Origin of the sequence: Pedobacter punctiformis, assembly GCF_027213715.1 — a bacterium.
Taxonomy (GTDB): domain Bacteria; phylum Bacteroidota; class Bacteroidia; order Sphingobacteriales; family Sphingobacteriaceae; genus Pedobacter; species Pedobacter punctiformis.
On the sequence record NZ_JAPWGM010000002.1, the window covers coordinates 630,587 to 654,250 of the forward strand.

18 protein-coding genes are annotated in these 23,664 nt (G+C 38.2%); 3 read left to right on the plus strand and 15 right to left on the minus strand.

Annotation, left to right across the window (positions count from 1 at the left end; genetic code table 11):
• Positions 1-159 precede the first annotated feature (159 nt).
• Both O0955_RS08655 and O0955_RS08660 read left to right on the plus strand, forming a co-directional pair.
• A complete protein-coding gene (locus O0955_RS08655) occupies positions 160-855 on the plus strand; it encodes a DUF4397 domain-containing protein (RefSeq protein WP_269427142.1) in 696 nt (231 codons plus the stop codon).
• A 164-nt stretch (positions 856-1,019) separates the two neighbouring features.
• Positions 1,020-1,547, plus strand: a complete 528-nt coding sequence (locus O0955_RS08660; RefSeq protein WP_269427143.1) for an OmpA family protein — start codon at positions 1,020-1,022, stop codon at positions 1,545-1,547.
• 97 nt (positions 1,548-1,644) lie between these two features.
• Here O0955_RS08660 and O0955_RS08665 read toward each other — a convergent pair whose 3' ends face one another.
• The 9 genes from O0955_RS08665 to O0955_RS08705 form a co-directional block, all read right to left on the minus strand.
• Positions 1,645-2,919 carry a DUF4861 family protein gene (locus O0955_RS08665; RefSeq protein ID WP_269427144.1) on the minus strand — a complete coding sequence of 425 codons (1,275 nt, stop codon included), beginning with the start codon at positions 2,917-2,919 and terminating at the stop codon, positions 1,645-1,647.
• A gap of 134 nt (positions 2,920-3,053) precedes the next feature.
• Positions 3,054-6,083 carry an efflux RND transporter permease subunit gene (locus O0955_RS08670; protein ID WP_269427145.1) on the minus strand — a complete coding sequence of 1,010 codons (3,030 nt, stop codon included), beginning with the start codon at positions 6,081-6,083 and terminating at the stop codon, positions 3,054-3,056.
• Positions 6,084-6,110: 27 nt separating this feature from the next.
• Positions 6,111-7,037, minus strand: coding sequence for an efflux RND transporter periplasmic adaptor subunit (locus O0955_RS08675; protein ID WP_269427146.1), 927 nt, complete (start codon positions 7,035-7,037; stop codon positions 6,111-6,113).
• Between the two features lie 2 nt (positions 7,038-7,039).
• Entirely contained in the window at positions 7,040-8,287 is a 1,248-nt protein-coding gene (locus tag O0955_RS08680; RefSeq protein ID WP_269427147.1) for a TolC family protein, read from the minus strand.
• Positions 8,288-8,439: 152 nt separating this feature from the next.
• On the minus strand, positions 8,440-9,231 hold the full coding sequence (locus tag O0955_RS08685; protein WP_269427148.1) for a phosphatase PAP2 family protein: 792 nt from the start codon (positions 9,229-9,231) through the stop codon (positions 8,440-8,442).
• Between the two features lie 2 nt (positions 9,232-9,233).
• A complete protein-coding gene (locus O0955_RS08690; RefSeq protein ID WP_269427149.1) occupies positions 9,234-9,644 on the minus strand; it encodes a hypothetical protein in 411 nt (136 codons plus the stop codon).
• 57 nt (positions 9,645-9,701) lie between these two features.
• Positions 9,702-10,955: a sensor histidine kinase gene (locus O0955_RS08695; RefSeq protein WP_269427150.1), complete on the minus strand. Its 1,254-nt coding sequence runs from the start codon at positions 10,953-10,955 to the stop codon at positions 9,702-9,704.
• Positions 10,952-11,629: a response regulator transcription factor gene (locus tag O0955_RS08700; protein WP_269427151.1), complete on the minus strand. Its 678-nt coding sequence runs from the start codon at positions 11,627-11,629 to the stop codon at positions 10,952-10,954. The genes O0955_RS08695 and O0955_RS08700 overlap by 4 nt, the downstream gene beginning before the upstream one ends.
• A gap of 49 nt (positions 11,630-11,678) precedes the next feature.
• Entirely contained in the window at positions 11,679-12,278 is a 600-nt protein-coding gene (locus O0955_RS08705; protein ID WP_269427152.1) for an HD domain-containing protein, read from the minus strand.
• 158 nt (positions 12,279-12,436) lie between these two features.
• On the opposite strand from O0955_RS08705, the gene O0955_RS08710 reads away from it, so the two are divergent.
• Positions 12,437-12,850, plus strand: a complete 414-nt coding sequence (locus O0955_RS08710) for an EamA family transporter (protein ID WP_269427153.1) — start codon at positions 12,437-12,439, stop codon at positions 12,848-12,850.
• A 49-nt stretch (positions 12,851-12,899) separates the two neighbouring features.
• On the opposite strand, the gene O0955_RS08715 is transcribed toward O0955_RS08710, so the two are convergent.
• From O0955_RS08715 to O0955_RS08740, 6 genes are all read right to left on the minus strand, one after another.
• Positions 12,900-14,642 carry a heavy metal translocating P-type ATPase gene (locus O0955_RS08715; protein ID WP_269427154.1) on the minus strand — a complete coding sequence of 581 codons (1,743 nt, stop codon included), beginning with the start codon at positions 14,640-14,642 and terminating at the stop codon, positions 12,900-12,902.
• A 66-nt stretch (positions 14,643-14,708) separates the two neighbouring features.
• Positions 14,709-14,936, minus strand: a complete 228-nt coding sequence (locus O0955_RS18205) for a hypothetical protein (protein WP_269427155.1) — start codon at positions 14,934-14,936, stop codon at positions 14,709-14,711.
• A 40-nt stretch (positions 14,937-14,976) separates the two neighbouring features.
• Entirely contained in the window at positions 14,977-16,209 is a 1,233-nt protein-coding gene (locus O0955_RS08725; RefSeq protein ID WP_269427156.1) for an efflux RND transporter periplasmic adaptor subunit, read from the minus strand.
• 13 nt (positions 16,210-16,222) lie between these two features.
• Positions 16,223-20,548: a CusA/CzcA family heavy metal efflux RND transporter gene (locus O0955_RS08730; protein ID WP_269427157.1), complete on the minus strand. Its 4,326-nt coding sequence runs from the start codon at positions 20,546-20,548 to the stop codon at positions 16,223-16,225.
• A 208-nt stretch (positions 20,549-20,756) separates the two neighbouring features.
• Positions 20,757-21,074, minus strand: a complete 318-nt coding sequence (locus tag O0955_RS08735) for a DUF6660 family protein (RefSeq protein WP_269427158.1) — start codon at positions 21,072-21,074, stop codon at positions 20,757-20,759.
• 148 nt (positions 21,075-21,222) lie between these two features.
• Positions 21,223-23,643: a multicopper oxidase domain-containing protein gene (locus tag O0955_RS08740; RefSeq protein ID WP_269427159.1), complete on the minus strand. Its 2,421-nt coding sequence runs from the start codon at positions 23,641-23,643 to the stop codon at positions 21,223-21,225.
• Between the last annotated feature and the right edge of the window lie 21 nt (positions 23,644-23,664).

Genomic DNA, 23,664 nt, shown 5'->3' on the forward strand with positions numbered 1-23,664 from the left:
AAAATAATAATCAGCCAGTTATCGAACTTTTCTGTATTTAATGTCCAATATTTGAAATAAAATTTAAATACCTTACGGTACTCCTCACAAAAAAATATTGATTGCATTTTGTTGCGTTTGCGGTTGGCCTTTCGTTTTAGAAACAAAAAACACTAAAACATGAAAACAATTTCATTCCTAAAAAGCGGATTAACAATCCTGACCATTGCAGCCACTTTATCGGCTTGTAAAAAAAGTAACAACGTAACACCCGTTCCGGAAATTGCAAACTTATCTGTTGTTCACGTTGCACCCGGATTACCAGAACTATCATTTTATGTTAACGGAATGAAGGCAACGACCAAACCTTTAATTTATACCACAGCTTTAGACTATGGTCAAATTAATGTGGGAAAATCTGAATTAAGCGTAACTAAAAAAGATCAGACCGATGTTCTGACCAAATCTGTAGTTGAATTTAAATCAGGTAAAAATTATTCTCTTTTTATAGCTGATGTTCCCGGAAAAACAGCTTTTGTATTTGCCGAAGATGATTTAACTGCTCCTGCTGCTGATAAAGTTAAAATCCGTTTCGTAAACATGAGCCCGGATGTGGAAGCCCTTGATTTTAATGTACAGGGTAAACAGGCTTTATTTACCAACCAGGCTTTTAAAGCAGTAAGCAAATTCGAATCTATGGATGCAGCCAATGAAATTACTTTTGAAATTAAAGCAACAGGAAAAACTGAAGTTTTATCAACGCTTTCGAAAGTGAAAATTGAAAAAGGTAAAATTTATACCATTTTAGTAAAAGGACTTAAAGGCAGTACTGATGAGGCGACCAAACTGGCTCTAACCATGATTACAAACAAATAATGGCATTTCTTGTGTGGCATAATCTGGTTAATTTTAGTTAAAACATAGTTTGGTTTTAGGTTAAAAGGCAAGTTCTTTAATGATGCAGCGTTATATAAGCAATCATTTAATTGCAAGCGTTATATTTTTAACACGCTTGTGAACCTTAAACAGAAAATTGAAATATGAACATCCTTAAAAAACTTTCATTTACAGCACTCATCACCTTGTTTACACTTGGTATGTATTCTTGTAAAACAAAAAAGATGGTTGCCAAACCAGATCCTGTACCCGCAGCGAAACCTACCCCTCCGGTTGAAGAAAAAAAACCTGAGCCGGTGAAGGAGCCTGAAAAACCTGCTCCTGTTGAAAAACCGAATTATAATTTCGAAAACATTCAGTTTGAATTCAATTCTTTTGTTTTAAAAACAGCTTCTTTTCCAATTTTGGATAAGATTGTGGTTGAAATTAAAAAAGATCCGGCGGTTAAGTTTGTTTTAAACGGACATTCATCTGCCGAAGGTACCCCAGAGCATAATATGTCACTATCTGTAGATCGTGCCAATGCGGTAAAATCTTATTTGATTAATGCCGGCATTGATCCGCAGCGTTTTACTATAAGCGGGCACGGCGACAAAGAACCTGTAAGTACCAACAGCACCGAAGAAGGCAGGGCTTTAAACAGACGGGTGCAGATTAATGCTCAGATTTAAATAATACTAAATTGTCATAAAAGGTCCTGAATTAATTTTCAGAACCTTTTTTATGCAATAGTCGTTGCCAATTAGTATCCAAAAATGCCATTAGCTGTTATTTCCATTGCATTCTGATTTTAGCATCATAACCGGCGGTTTGCTGCTCTAAAAACTGAATAAAGCTCTTTTTATCTTCAAATCTTTTATCTGTAGGCTCCCATGCTGCATAAAAACGAAACGTGGTCAATTCTTTATCAGGAATTTTAAGTGAAACGATGTAACTGTTTTTAATATCCTTTTCTGTAGCCGCAGATTTACCTGAAGCCATAAATTCGGCTTTTGGAGCCATTATAGCCAGTCCTAAATTGTCTTTATTTTCACTCTGTAAACCGTAACTATAAAATGCCTGGGTACTTTTTCCGGTAACACTGCCTGCCTCTATTTTAAATAAATCGGCAAAACCAGTTACCAGACTTGCGTTTTCAGGCGCTCCAATCAGCTTAATCTTACTTTCATAAAAATACTGACCACCCCAAATGCTTATTTCTTCTTCTAAAAATATAGGATTATAGCCTGTTGCAAAATTCCATTTTGGGTAAGTTATTTTAAATTTGGCTACTAATGGACCATCAGCGATTTTCTGATAAATAACCGCTCCCATATTCTTGCCGCCCAGTCTGATTAACGAATCTTTACCGTTTTTAAGTTTTATATTGAGTGCTAAGGCACCGGCACTTAAAGAAGAACCCACTTTATAAACATCCATGCCCCAGACTGCCCTGTTGTGATAAATAAGTGAAGGATTGGCGCCAACTGTATCCATCATCATCGCTGGTGTCGTTTTCCCCCAGATATCTTTACCATTACGGACATCAAAATATAGCCTAAAACCAACCTTATCATTTTCCCAGGCTGGCCCTTCAGTTAAAAAAGGTGGCAATTTAGTTTTAGAAAAATCGGTATTGGGTTGCCCTGCAGGGATAGAATCCCGGTTAATGGCAGCTGCAAAGGTATCATCAGCATTTTTTCTGCGATGCCGGACATGCGCCCTTACCACCGCACCTTTATTTTCCTGATTCGTTCCTGTAATTTTGAAACTTATCTTTTCTGAAGGTTTAAAGGAATGTAAAAACACAGCTTCATCCCAAATTCCATCTAAATTGACATCATTATACTGAACAAATACAGACTTACCAGAAGGATCGGTAACATTCAAAAAAGAAAATTTATTTTTTCCATTTAGCAAATTCTGAACTGAAAATCTTTTAATCACGATCAATTCATCCACTCTGAATTGCGCAAGGGGATTGATTAAAGTAAGTTCTTTTTTTTGTGCAAAGGCCATTGCAACACAGAACCATAGGAAGATGACACAGATTATTTTTTTCATGAAGGTGATTTGAGCCTCAATATTAAGGATTTTAGTCTTTATCCCTAAGTAAAACTTCGTTTACTTAAAAAAGCCTTGTTAGTTTGCCTCTGCATTGATGAATCCTCCACTATCTAAGTTTCTAAAGATATTCATCAAAGTGTTTTAAAATAAAACTTTCTGATTAAGCTGGGCAATACAATCAATAATAAAGGCAATGCAATAATAAACCCACCAATTACTGCAATAGCCAGCGGTTGATGTAATTGTGCTCCTGCCCCTATACCTAGTGCCAAGGGTAAAAGTGCAATAATGGCCCCTAACGCAGTCATTAGTTTTGGTCTTAAACGTGTAGAAATGGCAAAGGTTATGGCATCATCCATGCTTTTATCCTGCAAAGATTCTTTAAACTGAAGAAAGGTAAAAATGGCGTTTTCACCGATAATTCCAACAATCATAATTAACCCGGTATAGCTGCCCACATTTAAAGGTGTATGGGTTAAAAAAAGTGCCAGATAACTGCCCGATATCCCTAAAACAGAAATCAGCAGGATTAGAAATGCAATTTTAAAATCTTTAAAAAGGAACAATATTACGCTGAATACCAATAAACTGGAAGCAATAAGAATGCTTAATAATTCAGAAAAAGACTGTTGTTGTTCTTTATAAGCCCCTCCATATTCGATATGATAACCTGAAGGAAGATTTATTTTGTTGTTTACGGCAGTTTGAATATCTTTCATTACGCCTCCTAAATCCCTGTTATCCAGTCTTGCAGTTATTACTCCAATTGTTTGCAGATTTTCCCGTTGTACTTCTGCACTTCCAGATTTAAGTTCTATTTTGGCTAAATTTTGAATAGGTATAGCAGTCCCATCTGGTAAAAATACTTTCAGGTTACTGATGTCTGAAATTCCAAATTTCCGGCTTCCGGGATAAACCATTCGTATCGGTGAAAGCTGTTGTTTATCGTATAAATCGCCAATTATATTTCCCTGCATGGCAGTTTGTAGCTGAGATTGGAAGGCCACAGGTGTAATTCCGTATTGAGCCAGCATGGGAAAATTTGGCTGAATATTAACCGTAGGACCTGATAGCACAACTCCATCGAATACATCAGCCGTTCCCTGAATTTTTGAAATAAGTTCGGATACCTGTTTGGACAAGTCTTGCAGTTTTTGCTGATCATTTCCAAAGACCTTAATCTCAATGGGCTGTGTTGAGCTCATTAAATCGCCAAGCATGTCGCCAATTACCTGACCAAAATCTACAATCAAAGCGGGTTGTGTACTTTCAATCTGCATTCTGATTTCTGAAATGACCTCATCCGTACTTTTACTCCGGTTGTGTTTAAGCTGAATCAGATAATCCCCTGTGTTGGGTTCAGTAATAAAAAAGCCCATTTGTGTACCCGTACGTCTGGAATAAGCCTCTACATCAGGAATCTTTACCAATTGCTTTTCTACTTCTTTCAACATCCGGTCTGTTTCCTCTAAAGAAGTTCCCGGAGGAGAAGCATAGTCTAAAACAATACTTCCTTCATCCATTTCAGGTAAAAATCCGGTTTCCAATTTTGGAAAAACCAAAACAATTGAAACAATAAGTACCAGTATAAAAGCAAAAGCTAAATATGGCCTTTGTATAAAATAAGGTACCCATTTTTGGGCCTTAACTTCGTGTATAACTTCTTTTTTACCGGAAGTATTACTTTTTGAGTTTTTGGTAAGCAGTAAATAAATCACAGGAAGGCCAATCCAGGTTACAAAAAAAGAGCAAACCAGGGTAATAATCATGGTGTTGGTCATTACCTGGAAATAAGAACCTGCAACCCCTGTCATGAATACAAATGGAACAAAAATTACAATTGTACTGATGGATGAACCCAGCATGGCTGGAAAAAGATAGCCAACCGCTTTATTTAACAGTTTTACCGTTGGTTCTTCGGGATGTTCTTCATGAGTCCGGTGAATTTGTTCTACTACAACAATGGCATCATCAATAATTAAACCTATTGCAGCGGCTATGGCACCTAATGTCATGATATTGAGCGAATAACCAACTATATACAGCACAATTACAGTTAAACAAAGGGTAACCGGAATGGTTATTAAAATTGTTGCACAGGCTTTTAACGACCTCAGAAAAATAACGGCAACAATAATGGCAAGGGCTAAGCCTATCCACAAGCTATCTTTTACACTTTTAACCGATTCATTTACAAAATCTGCCTGTACATAATAGGGTTTAATGTTAACACCTGCGGGCAAAATACGCTGAAGCTGAGAAACCCTGGCCGTCATTTGGCTCGAAAGATCAACCAGGTTAGCATTAGGTTGCTTAATTACAGCAATCAGGATTCCATCTTTTCCATTAGCATTGATTCGGGTGTATTCAACACTTTGCTGAATATTTACCTTTGCAACATCACTGACTTTTATAATCCTGTTTCCTTTTCTAACCAAAACCAGTTCTTCCAGGTCACTTTTTGTTTTAACGGTTGCATCGGTTACCGAAAGGTATAAATAGTTGTGATCGGAAAGGTAACCGTTTGATTTTATATAGTTTGTTTGTGCAAGGTCATTGCTAATCTGATCTGGCGATATGCCCAGTGCCTGCATTTTCTGAATATCCAGTTCCAGCCAAAACTCTTTACTCTTGCCTCCTATTACCCTAATTTCAGAAACCCCAGCCACCTGCGAGAGAAAAGGTTTTACGGTATAAGTGGCTATCTTTTTAAGCTCGGCAGGAGAATAATTATGACTTTCTAAACTATAACCGCTTACCGGAAGAATGGAAGGGTTCATTTTTTCGACCGATACATTTACACCCGGAGGTAACGAAGCACTGATTTTAGCAATTTGTGCCTCGATACGCTGCTGGCTTAAATCGATATTTGCACCGGGATTCATAAAAGCAGAAAGTTCACAACTGCCTCTGCTGGTGGTGCTTCTTAACGATTGAAGATCAGGAACTTGCTTTACTGCATTTTCAAGCGGACGGGTAATGGTAACCACCATTTTATCAACGGGTTGCAGTTCTGCATCAGCAATAATTTTAATCTTTGGGAAAGTAATTTCAGGGAAAAGCCCGGTTTTCAACTGTTCAAAGGAATAAATTCCACCCGCAATAATAATAACCAGAACAGCCAGAATGGGGTTTTTATGAGAAATAAAGAAGTTTTTCATCTGTATATATTTGTTTCAGGTTCTTCTTTATTTCTGGATTTTAACCCTCGCCGTATCTGCAATTCCATAATTGCCTATTGTTATTATTCGGTCTGTTTTACTAAATCTTGGTGCTAAAACTTCCGTAGAAGTATTGCTTTCAATCCCTTTTTTTACCTTGATTTTTACCGCAGTAGAATCGTTAATCATTTTCATCACCCAAAATTCGTCTTCGGTTTCATTAGAGAGGACAGCTAATTTTGGCAGAATCTGTGCCTGCACATGGTTAGTCTTCATTAATCTAACTCTGGCAATCAATCCTTCCGGAATTTCCTTTCCGGCAGCAACTTTTAAAATATACCGCTGTGTTTGAGCAACAGAATCAACAGCGGGCATCGTTCCGGAAACCGAGCCATTAAGCTTTGTTCCATCCGATAAGAGAATTTCTAATGTTCTGTTTCGGTTAATCATTGGATTAAGCTCATAAGGAAGATCCAGCAGAAAAACCAAACTATTGCGATTGCTAATGGTGGCCAAAGGTTCTCCATCCTGTACATAATCACCTTTTTGGTGGTTAACCTGTACAATAACTCCGGCCTGATCTGCCCTGATTGTGGATACACCTGAAAAATTAAAACCGGGATCAAGTTTATTTACCGTATTGCCTATTGATCTTGCTTCTTTAGTAACCAGGCTAAACAACAACTGGCGACTTGCAACCTGCTGCCCTGTTCTTACATTGGCCCCCTCTACGTATCCATTGATATTTGCTTTAACAAAGCTTTTTTCGAGGTAAGCGGAAACTGCCGAAAGCTCTACGTATTCGGCTAATGAGCTGTCTCTGATATTGGTAACCTGCACAGGGGTTACCGGCAAAGATGCATCTGTGGCCTCTGTTGGATTCGAACTACTACAGGCAGAAAGAATTAACAAACACGGAAAAATGGTAAATATGGATTTTAGATAAGTATTCATGATTATTTATTCCAGTAGTTGTATTGGTTAATCAATTTTAACCGGTTAATATTCGTTTGTCTGAGCAGATTTTGTGCAGCCATATAATTATTAATGGCAATTATGAAATCAGCCACTTTAAGATCTCCCGTGTGCAACAGTTTACTATCTACCTCAATAAGTCCTTTGCTGAAACGGATTTGTTCATTTATTTTTCCAAAAAGTGCATCCGTTTGAACAATTTGCTGTCTGATTAAATTCAGCTGCTGGTTTTGCTGACGAAGGAAAAACGCTTTATAACTTGTCATTGTGTTGGATGAGAGTTTAAGTTTATCGTATTGCATCTTTTTCTGATGCCCATCATATATTGGAACAGAAAAAGTAAATCCCACACTTGTTCCAAAATTTTTATAAGGTTGTAATACCAGAGAGGAACTATAGCCACCATTTGCATAAACCCCGAGTTTTGGTTTATAGTTCAGATCAATACCGTTTTTAAGGTTAATATTTTTTAAGCTATCCAGTTCAAAACGTTTGGTAAAAAAAAACTGGTTGTTTTTAAAAATTTCTGCTTCCAATTTTGGTTCAGCAAGTTTGGTTGTTATGGTATCGGTTATGCCAGCTAAATAATTTAGTGTAGCATAATCATTTTTAAACTGAAGCTCGGCCTGCTTCAGCACCAGCTGCTGTTGTTGCAGGGTAACCAGAAAAGTAAGATACTCTGATTGTTTATAAATATTGCTTCGGGTTAATGTTTTAAGCAATTGTTCTTCCTTTTTCAAAAGTGTAACTACCTCACGGTTAAAATCAACCTGTACCTGACTTGCATAAGCCGTAATGTACTGATCAGCAACAGATCGGTTTAAATCATATAAAGATAACTGGTCGGCATATTTAATGGAATCACTTTGAATTTTTATCCCTTCCAGCTGATTATTAATACGTTTTTTATTCAGCAAATCGTAGTTTACATTTAATAAAGCTTCCAGCGCCTGCCCATTTGTAATCACTTCGTCGTAACCATAGCCTCTGATAATGGGTGCATACATACCCGCTCCGCTTGCGGTAACCTGTGGGCGAGCGGTTGCACGAACAATAAGGCTATCTATTCCGGCCGATCTTTTCTGATTTTCAAAATCTTTAAGTACCGGATTTGAGGATTGCGCTTGCTTTAAAAAATAATCCAGGTTTTTAACTGGCATTTGAGCCTTCACTTTAATAAAAGAAAAGGTTAAACAGCAGATGATAAAATATTTAAGAATGACGTTCATTTTTTAGGTTTTAAACGTGTTTGATAAGCCATAACCAGAACTATATACTAAACTAATAACCAATTATGGAGCAATCCTGTAGTAGAAACCTTAGAAGAAAACATAATCGTTGCCTTATGGAAACAGAAATAAATGCTTTCTCCTTTTAAACATTAAAACCTGCCGGATAACATTAAACCAGTTTCTCCTTGCTGATGAAAGGGCATTATGGTAAAATGATCCGTTTTTTTAGTGGTAAAAATGCTTTTGACGTAGGGATAAACCAGATAAGCTATTTTTGTAGAAGCAATTCCAAAGCCCGCCCCCGCTACCACATCACTAAACCAGTGTTTATTATTGTACATACGCAGTGTGCCGGTAGCTGTAGCCACGAAATAACCTGCATAACCAATCCATGGATTTACATCTTTATATTCCTGATGCAAAAATTCTGCTGCCATAAATGCAGAGGCCGTATGTCCCGAAGGGAAAGAGTTGATCCCTGATTCATCTGGTCGCATTCTGCCCACACCATGCTTTACAAAATGTGTTGAAACACCCATAATCGCAGCCGAGGTAACATATAACATCGAAGCATCAAACAAATTATGCTTGCCTTTAATGCCAGACAGATTTAATGCATAAACAGCTGCTGCCGGAGCAAATTGCAAATAATCGTCTACATGGGCAGCAAATAAAGGATGATCTTCCTGAAGTTCTGCCCTCGTACTCACGTCCAATTGTTTAAGTGCGCCGTGATCGTAAACCGCCGCAAATCCATAGCCCATTAATACAACGGGTACAATAAAAGTTGCAGGTTTAAATTTATTTTTAGGGATTTCTTCTTTTGCATTCCATTGCCCGGCAGAATCAACCGGGAAGGTTTGAACAGAATCTATTTTTTGAGCAAAACAAGGGGATAATGTTGCGCCAAAGATCAGCCAGGTTAAAAAGGTTTTGTACATTTTTAAGGTTTTACAGGGTTTCCTGAAGCATCAAACAATAAATCTTTTCCTTTTACTTCAGCTTCATAAAGTACAGTACCATTGGCTTTGGTAATTTTTGCCGTTTCAGCAATCCTTATTCCCTTAAGCTTTGTAATCACCAGGATAGGCAATTCTGACTTATTGATTTCTACTTCAGTTTCTAAAAGAATACCTTTTGCTGAGTAAAGCGCTGATGTTTTCTTGCCATTTAAAGTAAAACCAGCTTCATAGTCTTGTTTTTCCATTTCCCAATGCACATTTGTGGTTGCAGGATGTGATTTAGAAAATGCAGATTTAACTGCAGCGGGTACCTTTAGTGCATTTAGCTTTTGTGCTTGTGATGTGGTTATAAGGCTGCCGATTAAGATAAAAACTCCAAAAATCTTTTTCATAATTATAAATTTTCATCAAATCTATAATCGAATTATGGAGGAATTCTGTAGATAAAATCAGGAATTAAAATTTATAGTAAAAATGTGTTTATCCGCTACTTGTTCGTACTGAATATCAAACGCATACAGATTACAAATTTGCTTGGTTATGGCCAGTCCAAGCCCCATCCCCTCTGATTCTGCTGATTTAGAAAAACGATCAAAGATGCGGGGATTTTGCATCGTATTTTTTCCCGTGTTAGCAATGGTTAATCTTGTGGAAGTAAGTTTTACATTAATTTGCCCGCCATTTACATTATGCCTTACCGCATTGCTGAGTAAATTATTTAATAATATATCGCCAAGGTACCGGCTCATTTTCAACTCAACTGCTTCAAGGTTTTCTTTTAAAACAAGGTTATCTCTTTCAAAAAGTTCCTGAAACTGACGAATTTTGCTCTGCACCATCTCTTTAAAGTCAATATCCTGATAATCAGGAATAAGATTGTTTTCAATTTTCGCCAAAAGTAAAAGCGATTGATGCAATCTGGAAAGTCGTCCGGTGGCATGATAAATATCTTCCAGTAATGCGCCTTGCTGCTCTGTAAAAGATTCAGTTTGCAACAGTGAATCGAGTTTGGAGTTGATCACCGCCAGTGGTGTCATCATTTCATGCGATGCATTATCGGTGAAACTTTTAAGTTCTTTATAATCTTTCCGAACTTTTTCTGCCATGGCGTTAACAGACCTATTCAGTTCATTAAACTCGTCGATGGTGGTTGGTTCTTCTTCGATGTTTTCCATCCGGGTTACTTCAAAAGCCTTCATTCGGCTTAAAATGCTATAAAAAGGCTTCCAGAGTCTGTTTAATACAAGACGGTTAATTAACAGCAGGGATAAAAGTAAAATGATGGTAACGGCAAGTGTAATGAACAGAATAATCCTCACCAAATCTTCTGATTCTACCCTGGATTTGGTAATGTTTACGATAACGGTTTTCCCGTTTAAGTTAACCGTTGTAATTAATCTTCGGCCGGGTTCCGTTTCGTTTTCCTTTGCATTATAATAGGTTGTATAAACGAATTCTCTTTCTGGAGCCTTCTCTTTTACCTCTTCATAAGAAATTTGCTGATCCAGGTAACTCGCCGGAAGTGGAAGGCGATGATAAGTAGCCGTATATTGCCTGATCTCGTTCTCTTCTACCGCTAAATCCCGATCCAGTTTCTCTGTTAAAATAAAATGGATAACAACATAATATATAACCCCTGTAATGATCAGGACAATAAGGGAGGTATAAATATTAACCTTGTTATAACGGTTAGAGAGTTTCATATTGCTCCAAATTTATAACCAATTCCGTAAACCGAGCGAAGGTAATCCGCTGCTCCTGCTTCGAGCATCTTTTTTCTGAGGTTTTTTACATGCGTATAAATAAAATCGAAGTCATCAGAAAGATCCATTTCGTCACCCCAAAGATGCTCAGCCATTGCATTTTTGGTAACCACTTTATTTTTATTGGAAAGAAAATAAACCAGTAAATCAAATTCTTTTTTGGTTAAAACAACCTGACTACCATTAATAGTTGTCTTCATCGCAAAAACGTCTACATTAATTTCATTAAAGACAATTACATTATCGCCGTCAAAGTTTTTACGTCGGACAATTGCACTCACCCTGGCTTTTAATTCCGACAGATGAAATGGCTTAACCAAATAGTCGTCAGCTCCAAGATCCAGTCCTCCAAGTTTATCATCTAAAGAGTGCCGGGCAGAAATAATGAGTACACCATCTCTTTTTTTTAACTGTTTAAGCCTGGTTAATAATTCCAGTCCTTCTCCGCCCGGGAGCCCAAGATCAAGTAATATACAGTCGTAATTGTACATTGAAATTTTTTCGTAAGCGGCATTGAAATCAGAAGCACTTTCACAGATATTTCCTTCACCTGTAAAATAGGTTAAAATACTTTCCAGTAAAGCCTGCTCATCCTCAATGACTAAAATTTTCATGGATATAAAGTAATAAATAAAATTTGAAAGTTCTTCCGGTTGCTATAATTCAGGTAAACCGTTGAATCAGTTTTTCTATGTTCAGGTTTTTCTTAGGCTGAAGAAATTGTTTACCGTAAGCGGTAAAATATTCGTGCCGGGCCAGCATTTCAAGGTTTAAAGCATCCCATTGCCGACCGGAATAAATCAATCCTAATTTTTCTTCCCACTCCTGTTTCAACCGGTGTGCGTAAAGTAAATAGTCTTTAAGAGCGAAATGATAGAAATCGGCATCACAAATAATCATTTCAAGTGTATTTGATGGAAACTGTGGGTACGATGTTGCCATAATGCAAGCTTTAACCTGCATCACTTTTTCGGGTTCCAATCCATTTTCGAGTAAAAATGTTTCAGCAATATTTGCACTGCTGAGTTCGTGGCCAATATATTTTTGAGTATAACCAACGTCATGCAAAAATGCGGCAACCGTTAAAATAAACTGGTCATTATCAGATAAACCGGTTGCTTTGCCGATAAGCGTAACCCCTTCAACAACGAGTAAAGTGTGTTTGTAATTGTGAAAATACATTGAATCGGGCAGATTGGTTTTCAACAAGTTTTCAGTAAACCATCTAACCTTTTCCAGTAAAATCTCTTGAGGAATTTCCATGAACCAACCTAATTTTGCAGTTGTAATTATAATGGCTAATTCTGAAGAAAAACTGTAGTAAATAGATAAAACAGTTTTGCTACAGAATTAAAAACTATCTTTAAGATAAAACGCCATCTCCGGTTTTTTTAAGGTATAACTTGTATAAATAAAATAACATGTGGAAGTTTTATGCAATATTATCGGCCTTTTTTGCAGCCGCAACTGCAATTTTAGCCAAAATGGGTATTAAAGGTGTTAGTGGAAATATGGCAACTGCCATTCGCACCATAGTCATTCTTTTTATCGCCTGGGGGATTGTTTTGGCCACGGGAGAAATCTCAGAATTAAAAACGCTGAGCAAAAACAACCTCATCTTTTTAGGGCTTTCTGGCGTGGCCACCGGCTTATCCTGGATTTTTTACTTTAAAGCACTCGAAACCGGAAATGTATCAAAAGTTGCCCCCATAGATAAACTGAGTGTGGCTATTGCCATGGGACTGGCTTTTTTAATATTAAAGGAGCCAATAGATGCAAAAACGCTGATTGGCGGATTAATGATTGTTGGCGGCAGTTTGGTAATTTTACTATAATTGATCAATAAAAGGACATATTAGCCCTTTTATTGATCAAAGAAATTTTTTAGGTTGATCCTGATTTTTTAGGCGTACGGTTATAAGCCAATAAGCGAAGTGCATTAAAAACTACGATTAAAGTAGATCCTTCGTGCGCAATTACAGCTGGCCCTATTGAAGCGATCCCCAGAATGGTTAATGGAATTAATACCGCTACCACACCGAGAGAAATCCACAGGTTTTGTTTAATAATTCCTCTCGCTTTGCGGCTTAACCCAATGGCAAATGGCAAGCTTTCCAGCTTATCGCCCATCAGGGCAATATCTGCGGTTTCCAATGCTACATCAGAGCCTGCAGCCCCCATCGCAATGCCTACCGTACTTTTAGCCATTGCCGGTGCATCGTTTACACCATCGCCAACCATTGCAACCATTTTTTCAGATTTTGCCAGTTTCTGTACAGCTTCTACCTTATCTTCGGGCATCAGATTTCCCCAGGCTTCGGTAACGCCGATTTGTTTTGCAACTGCTTCAGCAACCTGCTGATTGTCTCCGGTGAGCATAATCATTTTTTTAATCCCCAAATCAGTCAGTTCAGCAAGCACCTGTTTAGCTTCCGGTCTTGGTACATCCATTAAAGAAAGTATACCTATAAAATCATTTTCCCGCTTTACCAGCATAGAAGTGTGACCACCTTTTTCAAGGTCTTCCACTTGTTTTAAAAGATCCTGCGGAATGCCTTCTTTTTCGAAAAGTGCTTTATTTCCGATCAATATCTTTTTACCATCTACCTCAGCCTGCACTCCTCTTCCTGTAATTCCCTTAACATTTTGAGCTTCTTTAACCGTTTGATCTTTCATTTTTTCAAAGGCACCTTTCACAATGGCTTCTGCCAACGGGTGATCACTAAGTTTTTCGACCGAAACCGCTACCGACATTAATTCTTCTTCTGAAATACCATTTAATGGAATTACATTGGTTAATTTGGGTTTTCCTTCTGTTAATGTTCCGGTTTTATCAAATGCAATGGCATTTAATTCACCTAAATCTTCTAAAGGCCGTCCACCCTTAATCAATACACCTGCACGGGCGGCTCTGGCCACTCCACTCAATACAGCACTGGGTGTAGAAATTGCTAAGGCACATGGACTTGCAGCCACCAAAACCGACATTGCCCTGTAAAAACTTTTGCTAAAAGGTTCGTCGATGACTAAAAAAGCAAAGCACAATAACGTTATCAGGACCAAAACAGTGGGTACAAAAAACTGCTCAAACTTATCGGTAAAAAGCTGTGTGGGAGATTTTTGCTTCTCTGCTTCGTTAACCATTTTAATTAAACGGGAAATGGTTGAATCTTTCGCTTCCCTGATTACTTTTACCTCAAGCACGGATGTACCATTTATCGTTCCGGAGAAAACGCGAAACTGAGGTTTTATATTTTTGTCGGTCGAATAATCAAGGTTTGCATCTGGTACTGGAGATTTATCTACCGGTACACTTTCACCTGTAATTGGGGCCTGGTTAACACTGCCTTCTCCCTTTACAACAACACCATCGGCCGGAATTTTACTGTTCGGTTTAATAATAATTACATCGCCAAGTTTTAATTGTTCGATACGAATTTCAGATTCCTTTCCCTCCCTTATCACAAGAGCAGTTGGAGGAGCCAGACTTGTTAATGCAGCTATAGATTTGCGTGCCTTACCCATGGCATAGTGCTCCAGCGCATGCCCAAGGCTAAAAAGGAATAACAATAAAGCGCCTTCAGCCCAGGAACCCAAAATTGCAGCGCCAATGGCTGCCACCAACATTAGAAAATCTATTTCAAAGCCACCTTTTAAAATGGTTTCTACAGCTTCTTTTGCTGTAAAGTAACCTCAAAAAAAATAAGCGGCAATGTATAACACCAAACTTGACCAGGATGGCAAACCATTTATATAAGTAAAGCCATAGCCTATTGCTAAACAAACACCACTTAAAATGGCAAAATACAATTCTGTATTGACACCAAAAATACCACCTTCGTGGTTATGGCCTTCTTCTGACTCCTGATCACTGTGCACATGGTTATCGTGATTTTCTTTATCTTCTTTTTGTGTTTTCATCTTGCTAATTTTATTTATTCAGAATCAATATTTCACATTTTTAATGTTCATGCTCTCCTGCATTACTCATTTTGGCCAGTACAAAAAATGCACCCTTAACCACAATTTCAGCGTCCTTCGGAATTTCTTTAAGTAAGGTAATTTCGGTATACCCAACATCGGTAGTTCCTTTAGCAACAGGTATTTTTTCAAAGGTCATTCCTTTTTCATCTTTATGTCCAGTTGTTTCATTACCTTTTTGATGTTCAGCTTCCACTTTCCGCACAAAGATGAAGTCCTGTCCACCTAGGTTCACAATCGCCTCTGATGGTACGGCTGGTTTTGTACCCGTTTCTAAACTAATTACAGCAGTAACCGTCATTCCATCAATTAACCCTGCTTTGTTTCCCTGCACTTTAGCATGTACCGTTACAGCCTTACTTTCTCCCTCAAAAGAAGAACCTAAAGAATAAATTTGCGCATCATATTCTTTACCCGGATTATTGGTCATTGTAAAGTGAATTAACTGGTTGTTTTTAAGCTTTGGAATGTCTTTTTCATATACAAATAAATCCAGGTGCAGCTGACTGTTATCTACAATTTCGGCTATTGGTGTATTCACATCAACATAACTTCCCATTTCTACTTTTACATTGCTGACTACTCCATTTATCGGGCTTTTTACAGACAACACTGAAATCAATCTCCCTTTACTTAAACGACCAGGATTAAGTCCCATTAGCTGTATTTGCTGTGCATAAGTGGCTTTTGCCGTTTGCAGCGTTTTCAACTCTGTTTCAGCAGATTGCAGGTTTTTTAAGGCTCCGGCATTACCTGCATTTAATTCTTTTTGCCTTTTCACTTCCAGCTCAACCAGACTAATTTTCGCACTGGCATTTAAATAATCACTTTGCACCTGTATAAATTCGGGATTTGAAATGGTTGCAATGGTTTGTCCTTTACGCACAAGATTGCCGGGCTGTACTAATAACGATTTAATTGCCCCACTATAAACAGAATTTACACTTGCCCTGTTTTGATTCGGCACCTGCAATGTTCCATTGGTTTTTAAAGCCGTTGTAAGTTGCTTATTCTCAATACTACCCAATTTCAAACCTATGCTTTTCATCTGCGAACCGGTTAGCATAGCTGTATTGGTGTTTTCTTCTTCGTGTGCTTCTTCTGTGCTTGCTTTTTTTGAATCTTCAGTTTCTGTACTGCTTTTTCCACCACAGGAAACAATTGTGGCCGCAGCAAAGCACATCACGAACATTATAATCAGATATTTTTTCATTGAGGTATAATTTTTATTGATTGATGTAATAATTGTATTGGATAACCGATTGATTATAGGTATTGAGCACCTCTAAATAATTTTTCTGGATATCAATGGATTGTGTAAGGTATTGCGACATCTCGGCAAAACTTATTTCGCCTGCTCTATAGGCTAAAGTTGCAGCTTTTATAATTTCAGTGGCTTGTTTTAATCCTGTAGTTTCATAAAATGACAACATGCTATAACCTTTATCTACTTCCTGCAGCAACTGTGATTTTTTATTGTTAAAAAGCTGCGCATCATAATCGTATTGCTTTTGCTGTACAGCTTTTTCTGCCTGTGCAACTTTTACCTTATTGCGTGAAGTACCAGCATTGAACAGCAGAAATGAGGCGGTAACCGAAAAACCTGTAAATGGATCTTTAGCACCCCATAAACGCTGACTAAAAAAGCGACCTGAAAAATCGGGTCTGTTTTCATTTTTAATCACGTCTATTCCAGCATTTGCGATATTAATATTTTGCGATTGAAGGGTTAGCACGGGATGAGTATTTTCGTCCTGCAGATTAGGAACGGTTAACTTTGCCAGAGGTTGCTCTAATGGCAAAATATATGCTGAAATATTAAGCAGCTGCATCATTGCCTGCTGTTGTATTTTGGTTTCCCGATCCATTTGCAGAATTAACGCACCTATTTCTTTCATGCGCACATTCGATGCAATACTGTCTAAACCAGGACTATCGCCTGTTTTTACCTTCAGTTTTGCTGCAGCATTAAGCGATCTGTAAATGCTATCCAACCGATGATACAGTTGTTTTTTATCCTGCAAGTACCAAAGCTGATAATACACAGCCCTGATCTCTCTTTTTACACTCACATCAATCGCAGCTGTATTTGCTTCATAGTATTTCAACTGCTCCGTATAAAGATTTTTTTGTGCTTTATATAAACCGGGCCAGGCAAGATTTTGTGATAACCCTATTTTTAAAACACCAGCATGATCACTTGGTCTAAGGTCCTCATTCTCTGCAAATACACCAGTTTTTGTTAAAATAGAAGCCGTTTTTGTCTGCGCCTTTCCTTTATTTAACTGCTGGTTATTTACTTCGTATTGAAGATTACCTTTTGCCAGTGCAACAGCTTCTTCTATACTCATCCGTTTTGAACTGCTTTGTTGTGCCTTAACGGAATTTGAAAAACCGATAAACAGTAAAATAACTGTAGCTATTGCAGTTTTTGGGGTTATTTTTGTTTTTATTTTACCTGAAAACAGGAGATAAAGTAGTGGCAGCACCACCAACGTTAAAAATGTTGCGGTAATTAAACCTCCAATAACAACTGTTGCCAAGGGTTTTTGTACTTCTGCCCCCGCTCCACTGCTTAATGCCATTGGGATAAAACCCAGAGAAGCAACCGTAGCAGTCATCAACACAGGCCTTAACCTGATTTTTGTTCCTTCCAGTATTCGCTGAATAATATCTTCCATTCCTTCTTTTTTTAATTGGTTGAAGGTTCCAATCAATACAATACCATTTAATACGGCAACCCCAAAAAGGGCAATAAAACCAACACCTGCTGAAATACTGAATGGCATTCCCCTTAGCAAAAGGGCAAATACCCCGCCAATGGCACTCATTGGGATGGCTGTAAAAATGAGTAATGCATCTTTTATGGTACCAAAAGTGAAAAACAACAATAGAAATATCAATGCCAATGCAACCGGCACCGCCACCATTAACCTTGAAGAGGCTTCTTGTAAATTTTCAAAAGTACCTCCATAAGTATAATAATAACCGGTCGGTAAAAGCTTAGCTTCATTCAGTTTTTGCTGAATGTCAGTAACTACGCTCTGTACATCTCTATCCTTTACATTAAAACCGACCACAATTCTGCGTTTTCCTTCTTCCCGGCTAATTTGAGCAGGACCTTCCTTAAAAGAAATGGCTGCCACTTGTGAAAGTGGAATTTGATTGCCCTCGTTAGTGGCCACATATAAATTATTTACGTCATCTATAGAGCTTCTGCTGTTACTGTCCAGCCGAACCACCAAATCAAATTTGCGTTCATTCTCAAATATCACACCCGCAGCTCTACCTGCAAAGGCAGTACTGATGGTATTATTAATGTCTTCAATATTTAACCCATACCCTGCAATTTTAGCCCGGTCGTACTGAATGGTAATTTGTGGCAAACCCGCGGTACGTTCTACCTGTGGCTCTGTTGCGCCTTTTACGGTCTGAACAATTTTTGCCACTTTAGGTGCAAGTGCCGCAAGGGTGTCAATGTTTTCGCCAAATATTTTAATGGCCACATCCTGTCTTACCCCCGTCATTAACTCATTAAAACGCATTTGTATAGGTTGCGAAGCTTCAAAGAAAACACCGGGTATTGATGCTTCCAGTTTCTCTATCATCAGTTGTGCCAGTTTATTATAATCCTGGGTAGTTGTCCACTCACTTTTGGGTTTAAGGTTAATAATCAAATCGGTTGCTTCAGGAGGCATTGGATCAGTGGGCACTTCTGCACTGCCCGTTTTGCCAACCACCATTTTTACTTCAGGAAAGGATTTTATAATCCGGCTGGCTTGCATAGAGGTTTCCACACTTTGGCTAAGTGATGTACCTTGCGGAAGAATACAGTGAAAAGCATAATCCCCTTCCTGCAACTGAGGAAGAAATTCTCCCCCCATCCTGCTGAAAACAAAAACGCTAATGCCCAGTAAAACAACCGCACCTGCTACCACCACATATTTCATTTTAATAGCCCATTTGATTATGGGTGTATATCCTCTTTGAAAGAAATCCATCATCCGGTCTGAAAATGTTTTTTTATGGGATATATTTTTAGAGAGGAATAATGCCGACATCATCGGAATGTAGGTAAGTGATAATAACAAGGCACCGAATATGGCAAAGCCTACCGTCATGGCCATAGGGCGAAACATTTTACCTTCAATACCTACCAAAGTTAAAATAGGGATGTACACAATGAGGATGATAATTTCTCCAAAAGCGGCACTACTGCGTATTTTAGATGCAGAAACAAATACTTCTTCATCCATTTCGTTTTGTGTAAGCTTTTGAGTTGATTTTCTTAAAGCTAAATGATGTAACGTTGCTTCAACAATAATTACAGCACCATCTACAATCAATCCAAAATCAATGGCTCCTAAGCTCATCAAATTGGCGCTCACACCAAATACATTCATCATGGCCAGTGCAAAAAGCATAGCCAGCGGAATAGCCGACGCCACAATCAAACCTGCTCTGAAATTGCCTAAAAACAGTACTAAAACCAGTATTACGATCAGGGCCCCTTCTATCAGATTGGTTTTAACGGTATTAACGGCCCTTTCAACTAAACTGGCCCGGTCGCTAAAAGCTTCTATTACTACATCTTCCGGCAGGGCTTTTCTAATCACTTCCATTTTAGCTTTAACCTTTTCAACAACAGCGGCACTATTGGCTCCCTTTAACATCATTACAATACCACCTACAACTTCTTTTTCGCCATTATAGGTAACCGAACCGTAGCGTACCGCATTGCCCAGTTTTACCTCGGCAACATCCTTAACCAGCACCGGAATATGGTTTACTTTTTTTACAACTGTATTGCCAATATCTCTCATAGACCCCATTAAGCCTATTCCTCTGATGAAATAAGCATTTGGCTTTTTATCAATGTAAGCACCACCAGTATTTTCGTTGTTTTTTTCCAATGCGGTAAAAATCTCGGCAATGGTTATATTCATGGCCTTTAATCGGTTTGAATTTACCGATACTTCATATTGTTTTAATAAACCACCAAAACTGTTTACCTCAGCCACACCGGGTGTGCCATAAAGCTGCCGGGCTACAATCCAGTCCTGCATGGTTCGTAAATCCATCGCAGAATATTTATTTTCTGAGCCTTTTTTTGGGTGAACAACATATTGGTATACCTCTCCAAGTCCTGTACTAACCGGAGCCAGTTCTGGTGTTCCAAGCCCTTTTGGAATTTTTGTTTCTGCTTCTTTGAGTTTTTCACCAATCAGTTGCCTGGCAAAGTAAACATCTACGTCTTCGTGAAAAACCACTGTAATTACCGAAAGACCAAACCTTGAAACAGACCTTATTTCCTGAAGATCGGGTAAATTAGCCAATGTTTGCTCTATTGGATAAGTAACCAATTGTTCTGTTTCCTGTGCGGCTAGTGTGGGTGTAAGGGTAATAATTTGTACCTGATTATTGGTAATATCAGGCTGGGCATCGATAGGCAGCTTGGAAGCACTCCATATACCCCAGCAAATAAGTGCCAATGTAAGCAAGCCAATAATGAGCTTATTTTTTATGCTGAATTTTATAATATTATCTAACATTTTTAAAAATGGTATGAATTGGTGAATAACCGGATTACAGGCTTAATAAGGCCATAGCTAAGATTTTAGAATAAAAAACCATAGCATAACCAGATCATCTGCAGAGGTTATTCAACTGAAATAAACAGTTTCAATTGTTGACGATCAAATACAATTTAGGCACAAGCAATCTAAAGATTGTCGTTGCCGCCGATCATCAAAGAAGGAATTAAGCTAGTTTAGGCGGTTGCCAAACATCCACAGGTTGTTTTTTAATATTGGAAATACAAAAAACCTGATAAGACGTGTAATGAAGTAGTTCTATTTCAGCTGAAGTTTGGTCAATTGGAAAATGCTGACCAACTGAGCAACAAGCACAACTACAAAATGGCGGACAAGATTCATCCTGAGCATGTTTTGTTCCGGAATCGGCATGCTGTACGGAGGTGGAATATTGGGCACTTACCACAAGATCTGCCCTATCCTGACAAGGCAAAAGCCCTAAAAGGATCAGATAAACAGAAAATATAATTATTGAACACCTCATTTTTTTCAAAACTAGCAATTATTATTCTAAATCTTTCAGTTTTAAATTTAAAGATTAATGGGTAGTGCCTGTTTATTTATCAAAACATGAGCATGCCGATCATTTTTATTTATTTTCACATGTATAAATTTTGCTTCAACAGCTCATTTTAATAGTTTAACGTTATTCCTCCACCATAGCCCATATCGCTATCGTAGTGTGTAGAAAACGAAAAGTATTTGGTTACAATGTAGCGAAAGCCTGCCATATATTCCTTGTCTGTATTACCCATGATATTAAACCTCAGTCTGCTGGTAAGTGGAATATCTTCTCTGGCCAATTGGAAACGCACTTTCCCTTTACTGTCTAAACGGGCCTCAGCTATAAACAGCATTGGCAAGGTATATTGGAAACCGATTACAGCTGCTTTTCTATTGTGCTGATTACTGATTTGTCCGAAAAGATTTTTTTCAGACTCATTATTCATCTTATTGTAGTGATAATCAAAACCAATAAAAGGCATAAACATCTGCATTTTCCCAATATAGCGACCAAAATAGGTTTCGCTTTCGTAACCATGTTCGGCTTTTAAGCCAAGTCGCCACTCTGTAGAAAAACGATAACGGGTATTGGACAGCATGAATTCTCCGTCACTCCCACTGCTTTCCAAACCTATTGTAGCCATTGGATGAAACAGTCTGTCATCACTAAACAATTTGCGCTGAGCAAATTTTGGGTTAATAATTTCAGGGTTAGGTGCTGAATTTTCATAACTAAAAATCCTGCCCATGCCACTCATCATATGGTATAAAATGTGACAATGAAAAAACCAGTCTCCACGCTCTGTAGCTGCAAATTCAATGGTATCAGTTTCCATTGGCATAATATCCAATACATTTTTCAGCGGCGCATATTCCCCTTGTCCGTTCAATACTCTAAAATCATGACCATGCAAGTGCATGGGATGGCGCATCATGGAATTGTTATACAGGACAATTCTAATGTTTTCGCCTTTTTTAATTAAAATTTTATCACTTTCAGAAACCGTTTTGTTATCAATCGTCCATACATAGCGATTCATGTTTCCGGTTAGTTCAAATTTCAATACTTTTAAGGGCCCTTCTCTTAAAGTTGTTTTTTCAGTTGCCCTTAACATGCCATAATTTAAGGTTACTATTTCTGCATCTTCAGTTTCTTCTTTAACGGGCTCATGTCCATTCTCATTTTTGCCCTTCTTACCATAATCATAACCGGTAACCTCAGGATACATCACATTATTCATATCCATCTGCTGATTTGACATTTTCATACCCATAGGTTCCATATCTCCACTCATCTTCATCATCCCATTCATCATTTTCATACCCTCAAAGTATTTGAGCTTCGCAAGCGGTTTTGCAGGTTTTTTAGCCCCACTACCCAGCCACAAAGAGGTTGAATTGGTCCGGTCTTCGGCTGTGGAAAGAAATTCGTAACTCCCATCTGCCGGAATCGTTAAGATAACATCGTAAGTTTCTGAAGGTGCAATAAGTAAACGGTCTACTTCAACAGGTTCCACATCATTTCCATCATTAGCCACAACAGTGATTTTTCCTCCTGCCCAGGTGAGCCAGAAATATGTCGAAGCGCCACCATCAACTATCCTCAATTTTACCTTATCACCTGCTTTAAACTGAGGCTGGACGTCAACATTTTTTCCGTTGGTCAGGAATTTTTCATAATATACATCACTTACATCCATGGCTGTCATGCGTTTCCATTCGTTAGTTACTTTTGTTTTAAAATAACCTTTACTAATGGCTTCACCATAACTCTGGGTTGTGCCTTTTTTAATGGCAAACCAATCTGATGCATTATGAAGCAAGCGATCTGCTTCTTTCGGGTTCATATCCGTCCAGTCGCTAAGTACCACAGGAATAGCCGGAATTTTTGGCTCATTCTTTTTATTAAAGATTAGCGCACCATACAGGCCACTCTGTTCCTGAAGCATGGTATGACTATGATACCAGTAAGTGCCATTTTGAATCACCGGAAATTTGTATACATAGGTAGAGTGAGGTTTAATAGGCATTTGTGTTAAATATGGAACACCATCCATGTTGTTTGGCAAAAATACGCCATGCCAGTGAATTGAGGTTTCCATATCCATTAAATTATGAACATACACTTCTGCGGTATCTCCTTCGGTAAATACCAGCGCAGGACCAGGAATAAGACCATTTATAGCCATCGCCATTCGTGGTTTTCCTGAAAAGTTAACCGTGGTATCTTTTACATAAAGATCATACCGGACGGTTCTGGATTTTATATGCCGGCTTTCAGTATTATTTTTAGAGCCAGAATCTGAAGAAGATGAAGTTTTAACCTGCTGTTTGTTTTCTACTGGTACATTAGCTTTTATTTTCTCTCTGATCAAAGCCATTCCACATTTTGGACAAGTACCAGGCTTGGTACTTTTTACTTCGGGGTGCATGCTGCAAGTATATACCACCTGCTGTAAGTTGGTTTGAATGCTAAGGCGTACATTTTCACGTGCATAGGTAATTCCATAAACGCACACAAAAAATAAATACAGGGTAATCTTCTTCATTTTGAAATAGGGTAACGATTA

Bases quoted from the DNA above. Each gene is read 5' to 3' on its own strand.
- O0955_RS08740 (WP_269427159.1), bottom strand. From the start codon at position 23,643: ATGAAGAAGATTACCCTGTATTTATTTTTTGTGTGCGTTTATGGAATT.
- O0955_RS08685 (WP_269427148.1), bottom strand. From the start codon at position 9,231: ATGTACAAAACCTTTTTAACCTGGCTGATCTTTGGCGCAACATTATCC.
- O0955_RS08730 (WP_269427157.1), bottom strand. From the start codon at position 20,548: ATGTTAGATAATATTATAAAATTCAGCATAAAAAATAAGCTCATTATT.
- O0955_RS08710 (WP_269427153.1), top strand. From the start codon at position 12,437: ATGTGGAAGTTTTATGCAATATTATCGGCCTTTTTTGCAGCCGCAACT.
- O0955_RS08695 (WP_269427150.1), bottom strand. From the start codon at position 10,955: ATGAAACTCTCTAACCGTTATAACAAGGTTAATATTTATACCTCCCTT.
- O0955_RS08655 (WP_269427142.1), top strand. From the start codon at position 160: ATGAAAACAATTTCATTCCTAAAAAGCGGATTAACAATCCTGACCATT.
- O0955_RS08700 (WP_269427151.1), bottom strand. From the start codon at position 11,629: ATGAAAATTTTAGTCATTGAGGATGAGCAGGCTTTACTGGAAAGTATT.
- O0955_RS18205 (WP_269427155.1), bottom strand. From the start codon at position 14,936: ATGAAAACACAAAAAGAAGATAAAGAAAATCACGATAACCATGTGCAC.
- O0955_RS08735 (WP_269427158.1), bottom strand. From the start codon at position 21,074: ATGAGGTGTTCAATAATTATATTTTCTGTTTATCTGATCCTTTTAGGG.
- O0955_RS08715 (WP_269427154.1), bottom strand. From the start codon at position 14,642: ATGTTGGTGGCAGCCATTGGCGCTGCAATTTTGGGTTCCTGGGCTGAA.
- O0955_RS08660 (WP_269427143.1), top strand. From the start codon at position 1,020: ATGAACATCCTTAAAAAACTTTCATTTACAGCACTCATCACCTTGTTT.
- O0955_RS08670 (WP_269427145.1), bottom strand. From the start codon at position 6,083: ATGAAAAACTTCTTTATTTCTCATAAAAACCCCATTCTGGCTGTTCTG.
- O0955_RS08675 (WP_269427146.1), bottom strand. From the start codon at position 7,037: ATGAATACTTATCTAAAATCCATATTTACCATTTTTCCGTGTTTGTTA.
- O0955_RS08680 (WP_269427147.1), bottom strand. From the start codon at position 8,287: ATGAACGTCATTCTTAAATATTTTATCATCTGCTGTTTAACCTTTTCT.
- O0955_RS08705 (WP_269427152.1), bottom strand. From the start codon at position 12,278: ATGGAAATTCCTCAAGAGATTTTACTGGAAAAGGTTAGATGGTTTACT.
- O0955_RS08690 (WP_269427149.1), bottom strand. From the start codon at position 9,644: ATGAAAAAGATTTTTGGAGTTTTTATCTTAATCGGCAGCCTTATAACC.
- O0955_RS08725 (WP_269427156.1), bottom strand. From the start codon at position 16,209: ATGAAAAAATATCTGATTATAATGTTCGTGATGTGCTTTGCTGCGGCC.
- O0955_RS08665 (WP_269427144.1), bottom strand. From the start codon at position 2,919: ATGAAAAAAATAATCTGTGTCATCTTCCTATGGTTCTGTGTTGCAATG.